At 37.4% G+C, this 21,183-nt stretch carries 22 protein-coding genes; 13 read left to right on the top strand and 9 right to left on the bottom strand.

Going from position 1 to position 21,183, the window contains the following annotated elements; genetic code table 11:
• Positions 1 to 1,246, bottom strand: a 1,246-nt coding sequence (locus AC6QZF_RS02245) for a Cache 3/Cache 2 fusion domain-containing protein (protein ID WP_499798251.1), incomplete at its 3' end; no start/stop codon positions are given.
• A gap of 391 nt (positions 1,247 to 1,637) precedes the next feature.
• Here AC6QZF_RS02245 and AC6QZF_RS02240 point away from each other — a divergent pair.
• The 10 genes from AC6QZF_RS02240 to AC6QZF_RS02195 are packed head-to-tail and all read left to right on the top strand — an operon-like array spanning position 1,638 to position 7,442.
• Positions 1,638 to 2,519: a hypothetical protein gene (locus AC6QZF_RS02240; protein ID WP_499798250.1), complete on the top strand. Its 882-nt coding sequence runs from the start codon at positions 1,638 to 1,640 to the stop codon at positions 2,517 to 2,519.
• Positions 2,512 to 3,438 carry a hypothetical protein gene (locus AC6QZF_RS02235; protein WP_499798249.1) on the top strand — a complete coding sequence of 309 codons (927 nt, stop codon included), beginning with the start codon at positions 2,512 to 2,514 and terminating at the stop codon, positions 3,436 to 3,438. The genes AC6QZF_RS02240 and AC6QZF_RS02235 overlap by 8 nt, the downstream gene beginning before the upstream one ends.
• A 12-nt stretch (positions 3,439 to 3,450) precedes the next feature.
• Complete coding sequence (locus tag AC6QZF_RS02230; protein WP_499798248.1) at positions 3,451 to 3,792, top strand: capsid cement protein; 342 nt, start codon at positions 3,451 to 3,453, stop codon at positions 3,790 to 3,792.
• Positions 3,793 to 3,818: 26 nt separating this feature from the next.
• Positions 3,819 to 4,244, top strand: a complete 426-nt coding sequence (locus AC6QZF_RS02225) for a phage protein Gp36 family protein (RefSeq protein WP_499798247.1) — start codon at positions 3,819 to 3,821, stop codon at positions 4,242 to 4,244.
• A gap of 3 nt (positions 4,245 to 4,247) precedes the next feature.
• Entirely contained in the window at positions 4,248 to 4,550 is a 303-nt protein-coding gene (locus tag AC6QZF_RS02220; protein ID WP_499798246.1) for a hypothetical protein, read from the top strand.
• A gap of 8 nt (positions 4,551 to 4,558) precedes the next feature.
• Positions 4,559 to 5,146, top strand: a complete 588-nt coding sequence (locus AC6QZF_RS02215; protein ID WP_499798245.1) for a hypothetical protein — start codon at positions 4,559 to 4,561, stop codon at positions 5,144 to 5,146.
• Positions 5,147 to 5,156: 10 nt separating this feature from the next.
• On the top strand, positions 5,157 to 5,495 hold the full coding sequence (locus tag AC6QZF_RS02210; RefSeq protein WP_499798244.1) for a hypothetical protein: 339 nt from the start codon (positions 5,157 to 5,159) through the stop codon (positions 5,493 to 5,495).
• Positions 5,496 to 5,505: 10 nt separating this feature from the next.
• The gene (locus AC6QZF_RS02205) at positions 5,506 to 5,964 is read left to right on the top strand and encodes a hypothetical protein (protein WP_499798243.1); all 459 of its coding nucleotides are present in this window, start codon (positions 5,506 to 5,508) and stop codon (positions 5,962 to 5,964) included.
• The gene (locus AC6QZF_RS02200) at positions 5,954 to 6,391 is read left to right on the top strand and encodes a hypothetical protein (RefSeq protein WP_499798242.1); all 438 of its coding nucleotides are present in this window, start codon (positions 5,954 to 5,956) and stop codon (positions 6,389 to 6,391) included. The genes AC6QZF_RS02205 and AC6QZF_RS02200 overlap by 11 nt, the downstream gene beginning before the upstream one ends.
• Positions 6,392 to 6,398: 7 nt before the next feature.
• The gene (locus AC6QZF_RS02195; RefSeq protein WP_499798241.1) at positions 6,399 to 7,442 is read left to right on the top strand and encodes a phage portal protein family protein; all 1,044 of its coding nucleotides are present in this window, start codon (positions 6,399 to 6,401) and stop codon (positions 7,440 to 7,442) included.
• Positions 7,443 to 7,475: 33 nt separating this feature from the next.
• On the opposite strand, the gene AC6QZF_RS02190 is transcribed toward AC6QZF_RS02195, so the two are convergent.
• The 3 genes from AC6QZF_RS02190 to AC6QZF_RS02180 all read right to left on the bottom strand — a co-directional run bounded on the left by AC6QZF_RS02190 (position 7,476) and on the right by AC6QZF_RS02180 (position 11,711).
• On the bottom strand, positions 7,476 to 8,213 hold the full coding sequence (locus tag AC6QZF_RS02190) for a hypothetical protein (protein ID WP_499798240.1): 738 nt from the start codon (positions 8,211 to 8,213) through the stop codon (positions 7,476 to 7,478).
• Between the two features lie 194 nt (positions 8,214 to 8,407).
• Complete coding sequence (locus AC6QZF_RS02185) at positions 8,408 to 10,654, bottom strand: penicillin-binding protein 1A (RefSeq protein WP_499798239.1); 2,247 nt, start codon at positions 10,652 to 10,654, stop codon at positions 8,408 to 8,410.
• A gap of 211 nt (positions 10,655 to 10,865) precedes the next feature.
• Positions 10,866 to 11,711, bottom strand: coding sequence for a J domain-containing protein (locus tag AC6QZF_RS02180; RefSeq protein ID WP_499798238.1), 846 nt, complete (start codon positions 11,709 to 11,711; stop codon positions 10,866 to 10,868).
• A gap of 323 nt (positions 11,712 to 12,034) precedes the next feature.
• On the opposite strand from AC6QZF_RS02180, the gene AC6QZF_RS02175 reads away from it, so the two are divergent.
• The 3 genes from AC6QZF_RS02175 to mutL are packed head-to-tail and all read left to right on the top strand — an operon-like array spanning position 12,035 to position 16,948.
• Entirely contained in the window at positions 12,035 to 13,132 is a 1,098-nt protein-coding gene (locus AC6QZF_RS02175) for a mechanosensitive ion channel family protein (RefSeq protein ID WP_499798237.1), read from the top strand.
• Between the two features lie 6 nt (positions 13,133 to 13,138).
• Positions 13,139 to 15,088 (top strand): sensor histidine kinase, encoded by a 1,950-nt coding sequence (locus AC6QZF_RS02170; RefSeq protein WP_499798236.1) that lies wholly within the window; start codon positions 13,139 to 13,141, stop codon positions 15,086 to 15,088.
• Between the two features lie 21 nt (positions 15,089 to 15,109).
• Entirely contained in the window at positions 15,110 to 16,948 is a 1,839-nt protein-coding gene (gene mutL, locus AC6QZF_RS02165; protein ID WP_499798235.1) for a DNA mismatch repair endonuclease MutL, read from the top strand.
• On the opposite strand, the gene AC6QZF_RS02160 is transcribed toward mutL, so the two are convergent.
• The 5 genes from AC6QZF_RS02160 to rimM form a co-directional block, all read right to left on the bottom strand.
• Positions 16,945 to 18,126 carry a PP2C family protein-serine/threonine phosphatase gene (locus tag AC6QZF_RS02160; RefSeq protein ID WP_499798234.1) on the bottom strand — a complete coding sequence of 394 codons (1,182 nt, stop codon included), beginning with the start codon at positions 18,124 to 18,126 and terminating at the stop codon, positions 16,945 to 16,947. The two genes, mutL and AC6QZF_RS02160, sit on opposite strands and share 4 nt — an antisense overlap.
• Positions 18,123 to 18,506, bottom strand: coding sequence for a response regulator (locus tag AC6QZF_RS02155; RefSeq protein WP_499798233.1), 384 nt, complete (start codon positions 18,504 to 18,506; stop codon positions 18,123 to 18,125). Before AC6QZF_RS02155 ends, AC6QZF_RS02160 begins: the two co-directional genes overlap by 4 nt.
• A gap of 20 nt (positions 18,507 to 18,526) precedes the next feature.
• A complete protein-coding gene (locus AC6QZF_RS02150; RefSeq protein ID WP_499798232.1) occupies positions 18,527 to 19,891 on the bottom strand; it encodes a GAF domain-containing sensor histidine kinase in 1,365 nt (454 codons plus the stop codon).
• Positions 19,892 to 19,966: 75 nt separating this feature from the next.
• Positions 19,967 to 20,647: a tRNA (guanosine(37)-N1)-methyltransferase TrmD gene (trmD, locus tag AC6QZF_RS02145; protein ID WP_499798231.1), complete on the bottom strand. Its 681-nt coding sequence runs from the start codon at positions 20,645 to 20,647 to the stop codon at positions 19,967 to 19,969.
• Positions 20,637 to 21,182, bottom strand: a complete 546-nt coding sequence (gene rimM, locus AC6QZF_RS02140; protein WP_499798230.1) for a ribosome maturation factor RimM — start codon at positions 21,180 to 21,182, stop codon at positions 20,637 to 20,639. Before rimM ends, trmD begins: the two co-directional genes overlap by 11 nt.
• Position 21,183 lies beyond the last annotated feature (1 nt).

Raw genomic sequence — 21,183 nt, 5'->3', positions numbered from 1 at the left:
TGCTATTTAATCCTTGAACTAATTGCTTATATTCGCCCTGGAATTTTGATGCGTCTGCTCTTACATCAAGTTTGCCTTCTGTTGCGGAATTGCCCAATTTCTGAACGTCCTGAACCATTGACTTGACAGTTTGAACCATCTTGTTCATTGATGCAAGCAAACTATTCGTATCTCCTTGTTTCAAGTTGATATTCATCGAAAAATCACCTTCTGCAACCTTGTTAGATATTTCTTGAAGTTCTTTCGGGTCGGCACCAAGCTGTTTCATCACCGAACGCACTACAAAATAAATAACAGCAATAACTACTAACAGTGCAATCAAGATTTCAACAATTAAAGTGTTTCTTAATTCATCAAAAATTGCTTCATAGTCTTCTGTGTACCAACCCACTGTTATAAAACTTTTTATAGGTTCTATATATCTAAAATATTGTGTTTTTTCTCTGCCTTTCCATTCATATACAACAAAACCATTTTTCTTTTCTTTCATTTCCTTGAAAAAGTCGTACTCGGCGACTGATAATCCAACCGATTGCGGGTGAGCTGTCAGAACACCATTTTCATCAACAATATAAGGATAACCAGAACCGAAATATTTTTTAGTTTTGAAATCTTCTGAAAAACCTTGATAATTTATTTCTGGTTCCCCGACACCAATCATTCCTTTAATTACACCATTTACTCTAATTGGGGCAAAAGATGATAAGTACCAAGTATCAATTATTTTTAATCTACCAGTGTATATTTCACCTTTTTCAATGGCTTGAATAACTGGGCTATCAAACGGGACAACTGTACCTAAAACCAACTTCCCTTCTTTAGATTTAACGTTTGTTGCTATTCTTACATAGCCTTTTGAGGTTTTTTGAAATATTGAGGCTGCTTTAATCCCAAATCCTTCAATGGTTGATATAATATCTGCATTATTTTGAACTTGCTTGCCGGCAACTATCCATTTGTTTAACGAATGTTCGTTGACATCTACTTGTTCAGAGGTTTCTGTGATGCTACCTAAAGATTTTAAATAATTACTTGCAAGGTTAATACCAATAGAAGAAGATTTTTGTTTCGATTCGACTTCCAGATTAATCATCTGTGTGTAATTGTTTAAATACTCCTGAATTGATTCTTGATATGTTCGGTCGATCACCTTTTTTTGGAAATTATAAGTGTTAACTCCAAAAATAACAAAAGCGATAACAACTATACCGCCAATAAATGTGTAAAGTTTAACATTAAGTTTCATAACTAAAACCCTTATATAGTTCAATAGAAATATATTTTTTACAACAATATCTAATTAATAATTTAATTTAGAAATAAACAACGTCAAAATAAATTTAATAAAAAGCCTCCGTATATTTTCAAGAACTTTGTTTTAATTATTTTTTCCCAATCAACGGCTCAATTATTCAAGTATATTTTTCGGTAATGCACACGAAAACTTGAATAAAATTTAATATCTTAACGAAAATAATGATTTATTAGTATTGCTTATTTAAGAAAAAAATAACGTGCCCGAAAAATAAAAAAACACTTTTAAAATCTGATTTTAAGAAAATTAAAATTTGTCTGTTTAGCCTGTTCGCTATGCCTCGATAGATTTGCATCAAGGTTCAACACTATTCGAGGTAAAAATGTGGATTGAGGTATTTCGAACAGGAAGTTTCAACGATAGCAAGGGGCGTCCTTTCTATGCTGATAGTGTTACACTTGAAGCAATTGAACGCACTTACAACGCAGCTACTCAGCATGGTTACGAAGCTCCGCTTGTGAAAGGTCATCCGAAGGACGACGCTCCAGCTTATGGTTGGGTCGAGCGTTTGGCTCGGCGTGGCAATAAACTTCTGGCAAAGCTCAAAGAATTATCAAGCGAAATTGTCGAAGATGTTCGCCAAGGTAAATTTCGGCGAGTGTCCATTGCTCTTACTCCGGAACTACTTCTTCGGCACGTAGGATTGCTCGGAGCCGCAAATCCTGCAGTTGATGGACTTGCCCCAGTTTCGTTTGACGATGGTGAATACGACTACTACTATTTTGCTTATGAATTTCTGGACAAAACAGACGAAGAAGATGAAATACAAACACTTTCCGAACAAAACAAACTGCTCAACGAACAAATTACTCAACTTCGTGATAGGCTTCGCAGGCTCGAATATAGCGAGTTTATCGAGAATTATCTTGAACGCAACAAACTACTTCTCAAAAACGATGCAATCAAGGAGAAACTTGTTAATTTGCTTGTCCAATCTGATGAATTATCTCGCAAATTCAACGAAGAAATCTCATTTAATATTGCTGAGGAATTTATATCTATTCTTGATTGCATAAAACCTTCTGCGTATTTCTCTCAATTATCTATTTCAAATGTAGGCAAAATCGAAAACCAGTTCGAGGGGAAAAAAGTTGACGAAAATCGCCTCGAAATTCATCGCCGAGCGGTAGAAATGACTATGGAAAACCCAAATATTACCTACCAGCAAGCATTAAATATTTTACAAGGAGGAGAAAATGCCTAATCAAACTTATGAATTAAGAACTCTTGACCCCGTGCTAACTACGCTTGCACAGGGCTATGTGAACCGCAAATACGTCGGGAAAGAGCTTTTTCCGGTTGTCGAAGTCAGCAAACAGAAAGGTCGTATTCCTGTTTTCGGCAAATCTGCTTTTGTGGAACGCTCGACTGCACGTGCTATGGGCAGCAGTTCCAACCGCCTACCGCAAACTGAATTTGATTTGCTGGAGTTTGAAACAATCGAACGCGACGTCGAGATGGCTGTCGATTATCTCGAAGAAGAGCAAATCAATGATTTCTACAAGTACGAACAATATACTGTCCGCCAATTAATTGATATTTTGGAACTCAATTGCGAAATTGAATCTGCAAAAATAGCAACCAATCCTGATAATTATCCCAGCGACAACAAAATTATCATAGATGAGACAAGTTCCGTTAATTTATTTTATAATTCTACTGAAATAATCAAGGAAGCAATTGAGCGAGTTCGTTCCAGCATTGGAATTCGTCCCAATACAATGATATTGAGCTACCCGATTTATCAGATTATCAATAATGATGTTTCCTTGCAGGACAAATTTAAATATGCAGGAATAACTTCACTAAATACAAAAATTATTTCCGATTACTTTGAAATTTCGAAAGTAAAAATTGCTACAACTGTGTTCTCGCCCGACGGAATAAGCTTCGAAAATGTCTGGGGAAATTCCATAATACTTGCATTTGTTGATGACAGTTCGCCGGAGGTCCGTAGTGAGTTCAATCCTAGCTTTGGCTATGCACTTCGTAGACGTGGAATGCCTGAGATAGACACCTACTACGAAAACGGTGGAAAAATCAAAGTAATTCGCGCAACGGATAATTATTGCTTGAAGATAACCTCACCGCAAGCAGGATGTTTAATATTAAATCAAATATAAATTGGAGGAAATATGAAAAACAGCGTTCTTTTTCAGCCCGTTCAGAAAGTTACAATTAAATCGAGCGATAATTTGCTGGCATTTCGTTTTGTTGGTTTCAATGGTTCGCATTGCACTGCTGGAAGCAAATCTCTTGGTGTAACGGAGCGCAAGTGGGCAGCCAATAAAGATGCGAGCATAGTTACATATGGCACAGTTCCCGTCGAGGCGGTGGGAAGCATTTCGGTAGGAGAAAACCTCGCAAGTGATTCTCAGGGCAGGGCTGTGGTTGCCAGCTCGGGGGCAGCTGTCAATGCTCGATCTCTCGAAGCAACAGCAAACGGTGGTATTATCAAAGTGCTTCTTGTTCCATAATTTTATTTAGAAGTATGGGAAGTATTATGCAGTGGGTAACGATAGATGATTTAGTTGCCGAACTCGGCGAAACCAAACTTGCTGAGCTTTCTGGCGATGGCAGCGAAATAGTTCAGTCGGTGGTTAATGAGGCACTTTCATTAGCCACCGAAGAAGTGAAAGCATATGTTTTTGCACGATATGAGTTAGAGGAAACTTCATTACCTAATATTCTTCTTCATTTAACGAAAAAAATCGCTATATATAATCTTTACTTGCGTAAAAATCGCGAATTGCTTGTTCCAATTGAAGTTACTAACGAAAAAAAAGAAGCAGTTCGCCTGCTTGAACAAATTTCCGCAGGCAACTTGAAAATTCAACTACCAGAAAAAACATTAAAAATTATTTTTCATTCGGGCGAGCGTCTTTTTGATGATGCTCATTTAGAAGAATTCAGAAATTTCAGGGAATAGGAAATGAAATGTTCAGAAAAAAATAAACTGGCAAAAGCAGCAAGTTGGATTCTACGTAATTTAATATGGTTTGTTCCTTTTGCATTGGGCTTGTTCTTTATGTCGCAATCAGCAATAAAAGAGACAGTTGTTGCCGTGATTGTTTTCGAGGCGTTGGCAATTGGAATTACCTCTATTGCTGCATTTATTCTATCGCGAAGCGAGACTATGCGTTATCAGATGTGGAACGCACTGGGTAATATATTCCTTGGCGTTCACGTATGCATCGGATTAGTTGTGCTTGGAGTATATTTCACTCAGATATAGGAGGGAAGATGAAAAGACGGTGTTTATATGGAGTTCTGCTTTTGCTATTGCCGCTTGGAGCAATTACCGCCAAACGCTACGAAATTCCCTGCAATGGACTGCTGCTGCAAGAGGCAATTGCAATAATGTATAATCAAGTTGGAATTTACGAGGCAACGGGCAGAAACGACGGCGAGGTAAATAAATATACTCAATTGCTTGGGTTGCGGGGCAATTATGCGTATTGTGCTGCTGGCATCTGGTGGTGCTTCGAGCAAGCAAGACGTAAATTATGTTTGCCAAAGCGTTTTCATCCGCTTCCCGCGACTGCTGTCGCTAATGAAATGTTTGCTTTTGCTATTAGGCAAGGTAAGCAAACTAACTACTATCCCTGCACGTATGATTTAATTGTCTGGAAGCAGAAGAACTCATTCCGTGGACATATAGAATGCGTCGTCGAGGTACTGGCGGCTGGTTTTGTCCGGACAATTGCATTCAATTCGAGTTCCGTTGTTGAAGGCAAGAAGTATGAAGGCGTTTTCTTTCAGAAGCGAAATATTCTTCATCCGCTCTCTCGTATGAAAGTGCGAGGGCTTATTGGTTTCAGCGTTGTTTGAGGTGATAGTGATGCTAATGAAATTATATGAAAATACAGATTTATCGCAAGATTTCGAAACTGATTGGATAGCGATAGATTATTCCAAACATAAGCCGTCGCTGAAGGTTAGGTCGCTCAATGTGCTTTGGGAAAATGTCGAAGGTGATTTGAAAGGACGATTGGAAATATTTGCTTCACCCGATAGAATAATAAAGTCTGTTGGGGTGGTGCTCCCCATTTCGACTAACACAAACGCCCAAGATACAAGCATTTTCTTGTTGGTTACTTCGGTTCGTTACGTGAAATTTAGTTATAATTCAAATGGAACAACGAGTGGAAAAATTAGAATTTTCTTAGAAATTCAGTAATAGGTGTTTTATGCCATTTTATTATTTCCCAGCAATTATGCAACAAACAATGTGGGGAACAATAGGGGGGAATATTCGCTTGCAAAGTGATTTGGTTGAGATGGTGCATCATTTATTGCTTTCGGAATTCGTTCTGGTGGTAGATTTTTCGAAATATGGTGAAATTTCAGCAGGTGAGTATTTCTTCCCGCACCGAATATTTTTTGCAAATGGGCAAAAAGCGGAAATCGTTAGCTATGAATCTGGGCTTTTGGTGGGTAATGCTGTTCTTTTGGTTAAGCAAAATGGCAATACCGTTCAGCAGCTCTCAGCGATTGAAGCAAATTCTAATATCATGGCTGTGAATTTAGACGAGTCCATCGAACTTACTCAAAAAGACATACTCTCGGTTTTTGTTACTCAGTCGGAAAATGCACGAAATCTATTGTTTCGGTTGATTATTAGAGTGAGCAAAAGCGATGAAATCTAATTTGTTTGTTTTGTTTTTAGGATTTTTGATGGGATTTGCATTGTTTTATTTGATTTTTGGGTCTAACAGAAATAATAAAGTTGATTACATTGTCGAAAAAGAAGTTTATCGCGATACAGTTGTCAAAATGTTGCCCCGTAAAGAGATAAAAATCAAAGTAAAACCTAAAATTCAACATTTGGACACAATATTTAACGGTTTTACTTTTTCGTTGGACACTTTGATAAGCAAAGATACAGTAAATATAAGTTACAGCTACCCAGAAAACAGTTTGTTTCTACGTTTTGCTGCAATGCCTGATACATTTCGTTACGAACGGACAATATTGAACATTAGTAAGTCGGAGAAAGATTGCCTGCTTCAAGATAAACTACTTTATGCAGTTTCGGGAGTTGCTATTGGATTAATTATTGCAAAAATTAAATAGGTGATTTATGCAGAAAAACATTCTCACGCAAGAACTTGTAGGCCGCGTTCGACAATACTCATTTATGAAATACATCGGGTTATTGCCAAATCCAGATAAAGTGCTAAGCTATGCTGGGCGAAACTACGAAACATTGCGCGACTTGATGAACGACCCACACGTTTGGAGTTGCATTCAGTCCCGCAAAAGTGGAATTACAAATTGCAAATGGGAAGTCGCTACAAACGATAAATTCGGACGCGAAATTAAAATGATTTTCGAGAAAATCGATTTAAGCTTGCTCATAAGCAGTATTTTCAACGCAATTCTATTTGGTTTTCAGCCGATTGAGATTGTCTGGAAAGTAGATAATACGAGTGAATTTTCGATTGTACCAGATAGATTTATTCCGCTACCACAAGATTACTTTGGATTTTCAGCTAACGGAAAACTGATGCTGAAAAGCAATCTCCAAAATGAATTTATTGAGTTTCCCGAAGAAAAAATTATATGCCCGCAATATGAATCAACTCTGCAAAACCCATATGGTACTGCGCTTCTTAGCAAGTGTTATTGGTCATGCACTTTTAAAAATGGAGCTTTTCGTTTCTGGATGAATTTTATGGAGCGATATGGTATGCCGTTGCTTATCGGGCAATATCAAAGATATGCAACAAACCAAGAAATCGAAGATCTTGCCGATAGCTTGGTAAATATGGCGGAAAACTCTGTGATAGTTGCTCCCGAGGGCATCGATATTAAGCTTACTGAGCCATCTCGAACAAGTTCGGTTGAACTTTACTATCAGCTTGTCCGCACCTGTAATGCAGAGATATCGAAGGCGTTGCTTTCACAAACTCTCACAACTGAACTTGATAGCGGTTCTTATGCTGCTTCGAGGACGCATTATTCTATTAGGCGAGAAGTGATTATGTCGGATTTGCAATTTGTTCAACACTATTTGCAAAAGTTGGTTGACTTGGTGTATAAAGTAAATTCGATAGAGAATCTCAACACAAAGTTTTTGTTTATTCCTGATGATTTTTCTTATGCTTCGAATGAAAATGATTAAAAAAATGGGGGCTACAACCGCAGCCCCATTTTCCTATTCTAAATTTGACGGGAATATTGTAAATTTTAATTTTTTGCTTTTATCAGGGCTTTCCCATTCCACGCCGACAAGACCAAATTTGTGGTTAGTGTAGTAAATCACCTTACCGAACAAATCTTTCAACGGGCCATCAGAAACAGTTTCTTCTACTTTGATGACCTTTATTCGCCAGAAAGCAATATCATAATCATCTGTTGTAGAGCGATATGTAACTTCACGAACATATTTATTCCCGTCTTTGTCCTGGAAGGTGTATTTATCACCGACTTTTGCATTGTATTTGACAAGTAAGAATGGTTTGCTTTCGTCACCTTCGCTGTGTATGTAGTCTTGCATACCTTCTGATGTTACTTTTGCTTTGATTTTGTAGTCGATTTTGATGTTATTCAAGTCGGTGCTGTCGATTTTAGCATCGAAATGCCGTATTGCTTTTTCTCGTAGTGCGTCTTTTAGAGGTTTAGGTAGCAGAGCGGTGCCCAAAATTGTATCTATTTTTCTAATAAAGTCAATGCTGGTTGTAATTCGTCCTTCGGAGATTACGATGCCTTTACGATTTTCAGTAACGACTGGTTCTGAACTAATGTCTCCCAGCCCCGGAATAGTAGTGTAGAAGTAAGTCTTTGAACCAACAGATGTAAATTCAACATTTGTGCTTTTACCAAGGGAAGAATCATCCTCTGAGCAAGCAGTAATTATCAGAGGAATAACAACAAGTAGAAGAAATTTTTTCATTCGGTACTCTCCGAAAGTAAAGAAAACTAAGTTTAAAATAAACAAATTACTTATGAAAACAAAAGGTTATTTATTAATATACTTCTCAAAAAATTCGAGAAATATAAATAGTCCTTATTAAAGACAAATTATTCCATCACATATTTGGAATTAATTTGTCGAAAGAATAAAAATAGAAAAATATAACCGAAAGATTATTCCTCGTCGCGAGGAAGGGGAGATAGAATAGGCGAATCATTTCTCGATTTATGAGGTTCGCTCCCGTTTGAAGGAATAGAGCCGTCGTCTAAAACGTTAACTTCGCCAGCATTTTTCTGTGTGTTAGTTAAATTATATGGTTTCCAATTAGTTTGGGGCGAAAGCGTATCGACAGGATTGAAAATGAATTTTTTCTGTTTGTATGGTATTTGTGGATCGCTGTAAATTAAACTCATAATCTTTCCCCAGAGTGGAGCAGCAGTTCGTCCACCATAACCAACCGAACCCAGGCAATCAAAATTTATTTCGTTATAGTCGAAGCCCATCCAAATTCCACAAACAAGCTGCGGAGTATATCCGATGAACCAGGCGTCTGTGCTATTGTTTGTTGTGCCAGTTTTCCCAGCGGCATCAACATCTTTGAGGAACTGACGCACACGCGAAGCAGTCCCAGCATTAATAACTTGCATCATCATATAAGTCATTTGTTGAGCAATTTCTTTGTCAAAAACATCAGTAATATTTCTGTTATTTTTATTAGAAAGAAGCACTTCGCCATTATTAGTTTCAATGCTTTCAAAGAAATACGGTGAGGTATGCCATCCGTTGTTTGCAAAAGTGCAGAAAGCGGATGTCATTTCGTATGGGCTTACTTCGCCGCCACCACCAAGCGAAAGAGCAGGCACTGCTGCCAAAGGCGACTGAATACCCATTTTGTTTGCGAGATCAATTACATCGCGCGGTGAAGTAATCTGCGTTATTAGTCGCGCAGCAACTGTGTTAATCGAACGAGCAAGGCCGGTAGTTAAGGTTACAGTTGTTTCGCCTTCATTGCAACCCGAACCACGTGGCGACCACACCTCTCCTGTGGACAGGGTGTAGCTGTAAGGACCGCAAGCAATGCGGCTGTCTGGGGTTAGTCCTTTTATCAATGAAGAAGCATACACAAATGGCTTGAATGCTGAGCCGGGTTGGCGACGAATCTGATAAGCGTGATTAAGTGAGTATTTTGCATCGGGATTTTCCCGCATAAATTTTGGCGAAGCGCCAGCCATAGCGAGCACTGCTCCTGTTGCTGGGTTCATTATCACAACACCAACTTGAACCGTTGTAACAGCATTTTTCACTGAATCAATAAAGCGTTGATCGTTAAGCAGTCGCGTCATTATTGAATTTTTCTGATTATCTTTGGCGGCGCGGTAATCAGTTCTCAAAGAAATTGCTCGCTTGAGTAATTTTTGAAGAATATCGTTGCGTTCCTTCCAACTCCAATTTGCATTAAATGTATTTTGAATTTCGGGCATAAATTCTTCGAGTGCCTGATTGAGCAACTTTTGAATTCTCGAATCAATTGTTGTATAAATTGTTAATCCATCGCGATATAAATCATATTCCTTCAAACGTGGGTGATTTGTAAGTTCCTGACGCAGCATTTCGACAAAGTGGGGTGCAATCCCAAAGCGAGCACTTCCGCCAAGAATAGTTGGACTTGTCTTTGAAGTAGCAAATTCAAGAGGTTCTTCGATAGCTCGCAAATATTGAGCACTGCTCAAATATCCTTCGTCGTACATCAATTTTAGAACAAGATTTCTACGTTCCACAGCGTCGTTATAATTTTCCTTGCGGTTGTAGTATTCGGGTTTTTTCAGGCAACCGACAAGATAAGCACATTCAGCGGTAGTGAGCTCTTTCGGTTCTTTGTTGAAATACACTTTTGCGGCAACTGCCAACCCATAAGCACCGCGTCCGAAATTTACTGTATTAGTGTATAATTCCAGAATTTCTTCCTTTGTGTAGGTTTTTTCGATTTGCACGGCTGTAACTGCTTCGCGAATTTTACGTTCTATCGTCTGGTCGAAATTTAAATATAAATTCCGTGCTAACTGCATAGTAATAGTAGAAGCGCCTTCTCGGCGAGATGAAAAAATGTTCTTTACAAATGAGTTGAACACACGACCTACGTGAATACCCCAGTGTCGCCAGAATTTTCTGTCCTCGGTTGAGGTGAGAGCATTTACAAAATCTTTCGGGATGTCGTTGTATGTTAGTGGAACACGCCTTTCTATGTAATACATATCGAGCAATTCGTTATCGGCGGTGTATATTCTTGTTGCTATATTTTGCTTTGGATTTTCAAGCTGTGCAAGCGAGGGCATATTGCTTGATGTTACCCACAATACATATATTGTTATTGCCAGAAAAAACGTTACTGTCGAAGCCAACAATATTAACAAAAATTTCAATGGCGACATTCCTTTCATTTCATCGAGTAGAAATTTTTACAAACACATTTATGCAAATTAAAGATTTTTTTGTATTTACAATAATTATTCTAAGCTTAATTGGGAATAGTTGTTGCTGTATTTACTGAAAAATTAAGATAATTAATGATTTTATAGGGCGAAATGTTTTCGTCCTTGAATACTTAAAATAAATTCTCAATTGTTAAATCAACTATACTGCTCGGGATTTTTCTTGAGAATTTTTCAAGCTTTCTGTGAGATTAGAAAGCAGATGATGCTGATATCGAAGCCTATCGTTAATTTGAATCAGTCTATTTTGAAGTTGCTCTTTTCTTTTCTTTATCCAGAACCTGTCCTTTAATTTATCTTTGAAAACGAAGGGTTCCTGGTAAATCAAATTTTTCAGCTTCATTTCTTGCTTTTTGATATTGTTTTCGAGGTCTAAAATTAGAGTTTTTAGCTGGGCTTCTTCATTTTTCGATTGGTTGTAGATATTTTCGTCGACCAGAAGCTGAATTACCCGCAAACGTTCAGCATCTTTCTGCTTGTATGCGATTTGGACGCTTTCCCAGTATTTGCGGCATTCTTCGCTTTCGCCGGCAACATCGGGATGCAATTTTTTCACAAGCGAGCGGTATAGATTAGAAATTTCGTAGTTTTCGTTCACCTCGCAACTGATTTGCTTTAATTGTTGCAGCTCATTTTTGGGGTATAACTTTTGCGATGCACCGTTTGTGTTTTGTCTCAGGTGTTGGCGCTCTGCCTGACGGCTGGACATTATATCAATTAATTTCATTGTGTTTTTGCGTAGGTTTTCGCCTTGACGCAACTTTATTCGCAGGAATTCCACTCGCTTTTCTAATTCCTGCGATGTGCGAATTTTGTTTTCGAGTTCTTCTTCTATATCACCAAAAATATTATCGTATTCGAACATTATTTCCTGATAGACGCTTGTCTGGTAGTAATACCATTCGTCTATTAACTTTTGCAATTGCTTTTTCAGCTGCTCGACCTGTAATTTAAGGTGTTCAATATTTTGTCGCTTGTAGTTGTTCATAATTAATCCATCTTTTTTTAGAACAAATCTTTGGGCAATATTTTCCAAAAATGTTGAAAAATCAACAAAAGAATGTTGTAAATACTACTTTTCAACGATATTTTGGGATAGTCAATTTGTATGCCGAGCAAAAATTTAATATTTCAAACTCCCCCCCTTTTCATAAATTTATTACAAATTTCTCGAAAAATCAAAAAAAGTTTTCCACATATTTGCTTTATTTTATTGAATTTATGACAATGATATAAGATTATTAAATAAAAATTCATTATATTAGAATTACAAATTTTTAGATTTTACTAAAAATCTTTTTGGTGAATATTATGCTACAATACTTATTAAGTGAGAATATTCTTAATTCGGATTTCTTTCAAAATAAATTTCTTGGTAATCGGGTAGTTGATTATTTAGATTTTATTGCGATTTTTCTGATATTTACATTATTGATTAAGCTTTTTAGATCTACGATTCTTGTTTTCCTTAACAAGTTTGCAAGAAAGGCGCAGTCCAAATTATTCGATTTTATATTAAGAAAAATCAAGAAGCTGCTAATTCCGATAGAGTATTTCGGGGTTTTTTATTTTTCTTTTAAGACTCTACAACTTGACAAGAACGTATTGAAAGGGCTGGATGTAGTTGCACTGCTGATTGTCGTGTTCTACGTTACACGGTTTGTTGTGGCGCTTATTGATTTTTTAATAGAGCAAAAGATAGAAAAATCATCAACTCCGAGCAAAGCAAGTGTGTTACGAGCTGTTATTCCGGCAATTAATATCGCACTTTGGGCGTTAGGTATTGTGTTTATTTTAAGTAATCTTGGGTTTAATATTTCTGCACTGGTTGCGGGGCTTGGGATTGGTGGTCTGGCTATTGCACTTGCAGGACAAAAAATATTGGGGGACTTATTCAGCTACGTTTCAATTCTGATAGACAAGCCTTTCGAAATAGGTGATACAATTTTGATAGACGGGAATTGGGGGACGGTAGAATACATTGGTATTCGCTCCACAAGATTGCGCAGCATCTCTGGAGAACTTCACGTATTTGCTAATTCTGATATTACTGCTGCTCGAATTCGCAATTATACTAAAATGAAGGAACGTCGCGCAGAAATCAATTTAGGTGTTGTTTACGAAACACCACTCGAAAAGCTTAAAATCATTCCGCAAATTATCGAAAATGTAATAAATAATATCGAGCAAGTTCGCTTCGAGCGTGTTCATTTCAGGGCTTTCGGGAATTTTTCGCTCGAATTTCAAACTATTTTCTGGGTGGAAGACGATAATCTAAAAGTATTTCTCGACAAGCAGCAGGAAATATTATACAAAATTTTCGATGAATTTAAGAAAAATCAAATTGAATTTGCTTATCCAACTTCAAAAGTCTTTCTTGAAAATATTAATAACAATAAAATAAATTAATCGAATATGGACAAAAATATTAGCGTTGGTTTCTTTTGCGAAAGCAACACTCAATTAATCGGAAAGTTAACAAAAAGTTTAAAAGATTGGGGCTATCTTGTCGAATACTTTATTTTCAAAGATATTTACGAATATATTGACCATAAGCACAAGAACCCAATTGACATTGCTGTGATACTGCTGGATTATGCAATTTATGTAGACACTATCTCGGAATATAAGAGAAATATAGATATTCCAATAGTTGTTATTTCTGATGATATTACAGAATTTGATGCATCGCTGCTTATTAAAAAAGGCGTTTCACTTGTATTCCGTTACTCTAATATTGACCATTTTGCTCGTGAAATTGATAAACTTCTGAAATACGAACATTCAAATAAAATTTTACATTCCGAACAACTAACCGAAGACGAGAAAACGTCGGCTCTGGAACGGGAAATTACTGCTATCCTGAAAGAAGAAGGTATGTTGCGAGAACATCATATCTTTATGCAAACTATACTCGAAAACATACCAAGCTTAATTTATGTCAAAGATGTTGCTTCGATGAAATACTTATATGTTAATAAAAGTGCTATTGATATTATCGAATTTTCACCTGACGAAATGATTGGCAAAACCGTTTTCGACTTATTTCATCCAAAATATGCAGAGTATTACCACTCGAAAGATGCTGAACTCATTCGCAGCAATATCTCTACTCGGACCGTAGAAGAAATGTGTCTTACAAAAAACAACAAATTGAAAGTATTGCTAACAAAAAAAATTCTCATTAAAAATAGCAAAGGCGAACCTCGCTATTTTTTAGGTATTTCCGAAGATTTAACTCAACTGTATCGTTCGCAAGAGGAACTTCTCAAAAGCGAGACTCGGTTTTCCAAAATTTTCCATTCGAGTCCTGTCCCTATTTTCATTATTTCCAACAAGAAAAAAATATTTGTTGATGCAAATATTAAATGTACAGAATTTTTCAGAATTAATCGCGACCGTGCAATTGGACATTCTCTTGATGAATTCTCAGAATTTAAAAATAGCGAACTATTGACAAATATTATTGATGCAATCGAAAATGATAAATCTTTTGTAAACAAGCAAATTACAATTAATCTTGAAGGGGCGGAACGCCACGTTCTGCTTTCTTGCGAGCAGATGCCTCTGCCTGATGATATTTGGAGTGTGTTCATTACGCTTGATATAACAGACAGAATTAACGCTGAACGCAAAATGGAAGCAGCGCTTGCCAAACAACAAGATTTAAATAAGCTTCGCACCCAATTTATTTCAATGGTTTCTCATGAATTTCGTACCCCGCTTACTACTATTATGCTTTCGGCTGATATGCTCGGAAAATATTACGACAAAATTCATCCCGAAGAACGCCGAAAACAAATCAAACGTATAAAAGAAACAATCCAAAAGATGACAAACTTGATGGAAAACTTGCTTGTAATCGGGCGTATGGATAGCGGCAATTTCCAATTTCATCCCAGAGAATGTAATTTAGAGCAGCTTTGTTTAAATTTAATCAAAAATGCAGAATTCAATTCGGGCTTTTCGCATAGAGTTAATTTTAATATTAACGGTGAATGCAAAAGTGTATTCATCGACGACCAGCTTCTTTCTCTCGCGATTAATAATTTGCTTTCGAATGCAGTTAAATATTCTCCAAATAGCAAAGTAATTGATTTTACAGTTAATTGCAACGAACAAATAGTTGAATTCATCGTTACAGATTATGGGATTGGTATTCCCGAAGAAGAGCAGCACTTGCTTACGCAATCATTTTACCGTGCATCGAACGTCGGAAAAATTTCCGGGTATGGACTTGGAATGTCCATAGTTAGCCGTGCAGTAGAAGCGCACTGCGGACAAGTTGAAGTGAGAAGCAAAGTTGGTAGTGGTTCTACTTTTATTGTTAGAGTACCGCAAAACTGCAATAATAAATCTAATTGACGTTCCATCGTCTACTATCATATGGAACAAAGTAACCAAATAAAGATTTTGCCTGAATATATTGCAAACCAAATTGCAGCAGGTGAAGTCGTTCAGCGCCCCGAATCTGTTGTCAAAGAATTAGTTGAAAACTCGCTTGATGCAGGTGCTACCTCTATCGGAATAGTTGTCAAAGGTTCGGGCAAGACTCTTATTCATGTTCTGGACAACGGCAAAGGAATGAGCCGTGAAGATTTGGAACTTGCACCTCTGCGGCATTCTACAAGCAAGATAATTACGCAAGAAGATTTAGAGCAAATACAAACTTATGGATTTCGCGGCGAGGCGCTTGCTTCGATTTCTGCTGTTGCTTCGATGGAAATCCGCACCAAACGAATACAAGATGAACACGGTTGGTCGCTGCGGTCCGAACCAAATCAGACATTTCAAATTTCACCTGTCAAGTGCGACAATGGCACTCAAGTCTTTGTCAGAAATTTATTTTTTAATGTGCCAGCTCGAAAAAAATTTCTTAAATCAGACATTACCGAATACCGCTATATTACAGAAACAGTAACAAGATTTGCGGTAATTCACTACGATAAGAGATTAGTTTATTACGATTCAGATAATTTGGTTTATGATTTGCACCCTTCGAGCCAGGAAGAGCGAATTAAGAACGTTTTCGGCGAGAATATTGCTAATGAAATTGCAAAAGTTGAATTTTCTAACGATTTGGTTTTAATCCATGGATTTATCGGCAAGCCAGCAGCGGCTCGTCCTACGGGGAATTATCAGCATCTATTTGTGAACAACCGACCAGTTGTTAGCAAAAACTTGAATTATGCAATATTTGCTCCTTTCGAGCATTTACTCGAAAAAAATTACAAACCTTTCTACGTTATCAATATTGTGATTGATCCACGAAAAGTTGATATAAATATACATCCTCAAAAGCATGAAGTTAAGTTCGACGATGAGAAATTAATTTTTTCAGCTCTACATCGTTCAGTTTCAGAAGTACTTGCAAAATATAACTTTACTACCGCTCACAAGGTTGAGAAATTAGATAACAGCCCGTTCGTTCGTTTCGATGTGCAGGATAATTCTCGAGAAAATATTCTTGTGGATAGAAAGACAGGCGAGGTATTAACCGAAAGTTTTGCATTTAAGCAAACTTCCAACTGGCGACCTCCACTCGAACGCCGTTTTAGCAATTCCGAGCAAAGCAGTAGAAGTGCCTTTGATTTGCTTTTCGATGCTGCCTCGAAAAGCGATTTTCAGACGCCCAAAGACAGAATTGAAATTAACGATGACGCGCAATTTTTGCAAATTCACAATAAGTATATATTGATGCAAAGCCCCACAGGTGTATTTATTATAGACCAACATAATGCACATGAGCGAATACTCTACGAAAGAGCTTTGCGTGCGATGAACTCAGATTTTTCAAATATGCAGGTGTTGCTTTTCCCCATAAGTTCAGTAATTGAACCCTCACAAATAGCAATTGCAAGAGAGATTGACCAAGAATTACGAAAACTTGGCTTCGACTTTAATTTATATCCTGATGGCAAAATTGAAATAATGAGCGTCCCTCTGGACATTCCCGAAAGTGATGCTATTTCGAGTTTTTCCGAAATTTTGAGCGAATATGTGAAATTGCTTGAAATAAAGCACAGCACAAAGCGGGACAGCCTTGCTGCAAGTTTTGCTTGTCGCTCGGCAGTGAAAACGGGGCAGAAACTTTCGCCAGACGAGATGTTGCATCTTGCGCGCAATCTTATGCAGTGCAAAATGCCGTATGTATGCCCGCACGGTCGACCCGTTGTTCTGGAAATTAGTTTACACGAATTGGACAAAAGTTTTAAACGTATCTAAAACAGTTTTCTTTCGATTATTAGCATTGTGAGATCGTCATAGAATTCTTCCCCGTTTGTCCAGACCTTAAGTTCGGGGACAATCGAGCGAAGCATAATCTCGGAGTTGTTATTTGAATGATTGTTTAGGAAATCAATAAGTTTGTTTTGAATGAGAATTTTGTTTTTAACTCCGGCGCATTCGGTTATACCGTCAGTATAGATGATGAATTTATCGCCAGTTTCGAATGGAATAACTTGGTCGTAGTATTCAGCTTCGGGCAAAATACCAACTGGGAAGCCACGAGAAGCAACCATTTCAGCTTTGCCTCCGGCTTTAATTAGAAATGGGTTTGGATGCCCCGCCTGCGAGAATATTATTTTATCTTCGATTAAATCGATAATGCCATATAGCATAGTGAAGTATTCAGCATTTTTCCCACGCGAAAGAAACTGTTCGTTTAGTGATTTAATAACAATCGATGGCAAAACATAATTGCCGGTTTTCTCGTCGAGCAAAAGTTTCTTGCCTGTATCTTGGCTTAATGAACGGGAAAGCGAAACAGACAGAAACGCCGCAGGCAAACCGTGGCCAGCTACATCAACTATATAAAAAGCAATATATCTATTATTTAAAGGAAAAAAGTTAAATGTATCGCCCGAGACAAACACGCTTGGCACAAATATCCAGTTAAATCGGCAGTCGCCGTAGGAAACATTGTTCTGAGGTAAAAACTCGCGTTGCAATTCGGCGGCGGTTTCTAAGTCTCGTTTGATTGTGTCGTAAGCTTCTTGGAGTTTTCTCGTTAGTTCTTTTTCTGTTGTGATGAGTCTATATTGCTCGAGTGCGTCATTAATCGAGTTTATAAGTTTATCTGTTGGCAATGGCTTTGTAAGGAAGCGGAAAATATTGCCTTCGTTGATTGCTTCGATGGCAATTTGCATATCTGCAAATCCAGTGAGAATAATTCGGATTGTATCGGGTGAAATTTCTTTAACTTTGTGAAGCAGTTCAATTCCGTCCATTTCTGGCATACGGTAGTCGGAAATGATAACTGCAAAATCTCCATGTCCGGCGATTATTTTCAGAGCTTCGCTGCCACTATTAGCTGTATGAACATCAAATAGACTTCTTAGATTTCGTCTGTAACCGTGCAGAACATTTATTTCGTCATCAACGAAGAGAATTTTTTTGTTCATTGTTGTAGCAATTCTTCTTTTTTGGATAGGCAGTCGCTAATAGTATTCAACAACATTTTGTAACTAACAGGTTTTGAGAGAACTATGTGAGCAAATCCGTTTTTGAATTTTTCAATCTCAGAATTAAAGTGTCCTGTCATCATAATTCTAATAGCGTTAGGTTGAGTTTCTTTTGCAAATTCAAGTAGTTTCACACCATCAATTTCAGGCATATATAAATCAGTAATGATAATATCGAAATTTTTGGTGGCTATTTTGTCGAGTGCTTCTTTGCCAGATGTTGCAAATTCAGCATCGATAACATCTGACGCACTTTTAACCAGTCGCTTCAACCCAAGCAGAATAAACTCTTCGTCGTCTACAAACAAAACATTTGCCATAACAATGCTCTAATAAAGAATTATTCGAATGACAATTTAATAATAAATTCTGTTCCTTTCAAATAATTTGATGAGACAAAAATATCACCACCAAGTTTGCTACAAATGACATTGTGGGCAACTGCAAGTCCCTGACCTGTTCCTTTGCCAGGCGGCTTTGTTGTGAAAAATGGGTCAAAAATCTTGTCTAAATGCTTTTCTTGTATGCCAATCCCATCGTCAACAAATTGAATTACGATATATTTGTCGTCAAAGCAAGTGGAAATTTCTATCTTGCCGAAAGTATAATCTTTGTCAATCTGGATTTTTTCTTTTATCGCATCAATTGAATTGAGCAAAAATTGCAGCAACACTTGATTGACTTCGTCAGCGTAACAATAGATAACAGGCAAGTCGTTGTGTAAAATTAGATTTACATCTGCAACTTTTTTCCATTCGTTTCGAGTGATTAGCACAACATCTTCGAGCGTCCGATTAATATTGAGAAAAGATTGTTCTTTTATCCCAACTTGCGAGAAGTTTTTGATTGTATTTATAATTTTACTGATTTTCAAAATACCATCCTGGGATTGACTGATCGCGACCGGAATTTCTGAGAGGAAAAAATCTATATCAGTTTCTTTTATGTTCCTTTTTATTATGTTTCGGGCATCGCTCCAATTGTATGTTTCCCAATCATTAATCAAATCATAAATGCTTGAAGCAAAATTTGATAATGCTTCGTAGGAATGCTCTAAAAAGTCAAGATTATCATTTATGTATTGCAGCGGAGTATTAATTTCGTGGGCAATACCGGCGGCAAGCTGTCCAATTGATTGCAGCTTTTGTGAAAAGAAGTTTCGATTAATTTCTTCAAGACGTTTGTTAATTCTTCCCAGATCGCGGGTATCGATTATTTTTTTGTAGATGACAGCAGCTATGTTTGTAATAAAGGAAATAGCATTTATTACTTCGTCGGAAAAATTATCAACTTTTGTGCTTGCAAGCGAATAAACACCCAGCACTTGATTATTGTTAATCAAGGGAATGTATAGCCTCGAATTAAGCAGCGTAGGTTTTACAAATTTGTTTTGGAGTTCGTAAGCTTCGCTGTCTGCTTCTTTGATATAGATGATTTCTTTGGCTCGTAAGCAACGACCAGGCGCTCGCTGCATAGCTGTTTTTTGAGCAATAAATCTTTCCTCTTTGGTAAGACCTTTTGTTGTAACAGCGATTAATCTATCAGAATGTGGAGTGTAGTAATACAGCACCATATATTCATAATCGCAAATTTCATTGACGAGTTTATCGACAGTGCCGAAAAGCGAACGCAAATCGTTGCAAACAACGAGTTTAGTAGCAAAATCCTTATATTTGTCAAAAAAATTAGTATGATTGTAATTCATAGAATTCGCAGACGAAAAAATATATTATCTATAACAAATAAGAGAGAAATAAATTGTAAGAAAAAATTTTGGTGATTATCCCTCTCCCAGCAAATCGGGACGACGAAGGCGAGTTTTTTCCAAGGCTTGTTGCTCACGCCATTGGCGAATACGTTCGTGGTTGCCTGAGAGCAGCACTTCAGGTACGCTCATTCCGCGAAATTCCGACGGCTTAGTATACTGTGGCGGTTCGAGCAATCCATTTTGGAACGAGTCCTCTAATGCAGATTCTGCATTGCCAATTACTCCCGGTATCAAGCGAACTATCGCATCAGTTAACACCAATGCTGGTAATTCTCCCCCGCTTAGCACATAATCCCCAATCGAAATTTCGCGCATAACGAAATAGTCCCGCACCCGCTGGTCTATTCCTTTGTAATGCCCTGCAAGTATAATAATATTTTGCTTCAATGATAATTCATTGCAAACTGATTGCGTTAGTGGATACCCATCGGCGCATACGTAAATTATTTCGTCATACGAACGTTTGCTTTGAAGTTTCTCGATGCAATCGAATATAGGTTGGCACTTGATTATCATTCCGGCGCCTCCACCATAAGGTGTGTCGTCGATATGGCGAAAGCGGTCAATTGCATAATTGTGCAAATTATGCAATTGTATCTCTACCAGATTTTTCTCCTGTGCAATTTTCAGTATGCTACCTTGAAGATAAGACTTCATTAATTCCGGGACAGCCGATATAATATCAATCCTCATCAACTGCACCTCGATTGTGTGTCAAATCCAAAAGTCCGTCTATTATATTTATCTTGACGATTTTACTTGCAAAATCTGCTTCAACTACTACATCGTCGATTACGGGCAAAGGTAGTTCGCCAAATTCTGTCTGAACGAGCCATACATCATTTGCAGGTAATTCCCAAACTTCGACGATTTCTCCTAATGCTTCTCCATTTGCTATATTAATTACCTTGCAACCAACAATTGTATTGCTTGAAACAAACTCATCATTATACTTTTGTATTTCTTCTTCGTCGGCGAAAATACCCTGGTCGCGAAGTTTTTCAATGCCTTCTTTATTGTTAATTTCTGTTAGCTTGGCTATTGCTCGATTATTTTTTTTCTGAAAGCGTTCGATTGTGTACTCATTGGAAAAGTTTGGAGAGTAACCAATTTTTACTTTAAAGCCATCTGGAAGTGCTTCAATTTTCTTGTATTCCAGAAGAAAATTAAATTCTCCTTTGTAGCCAAAGTAATTGCCGACTACACCAATTAATACTAAATTTCCCATA

The sequence above is a fragment of the Eximiradius sp. genome (assembly GCA_937127445.1).
Classification (GTDB): domain Bacteria; phylum Bacteroidota; class Ignavibacteria; order Kapaibacteriales; family UBA2268; genus JAKIZO01.
The sequence above is the reverse complement of the archived record's forward strand: the minus strand, read 5'-3'. Positions and strand labels throughout refer to the sequence as shown.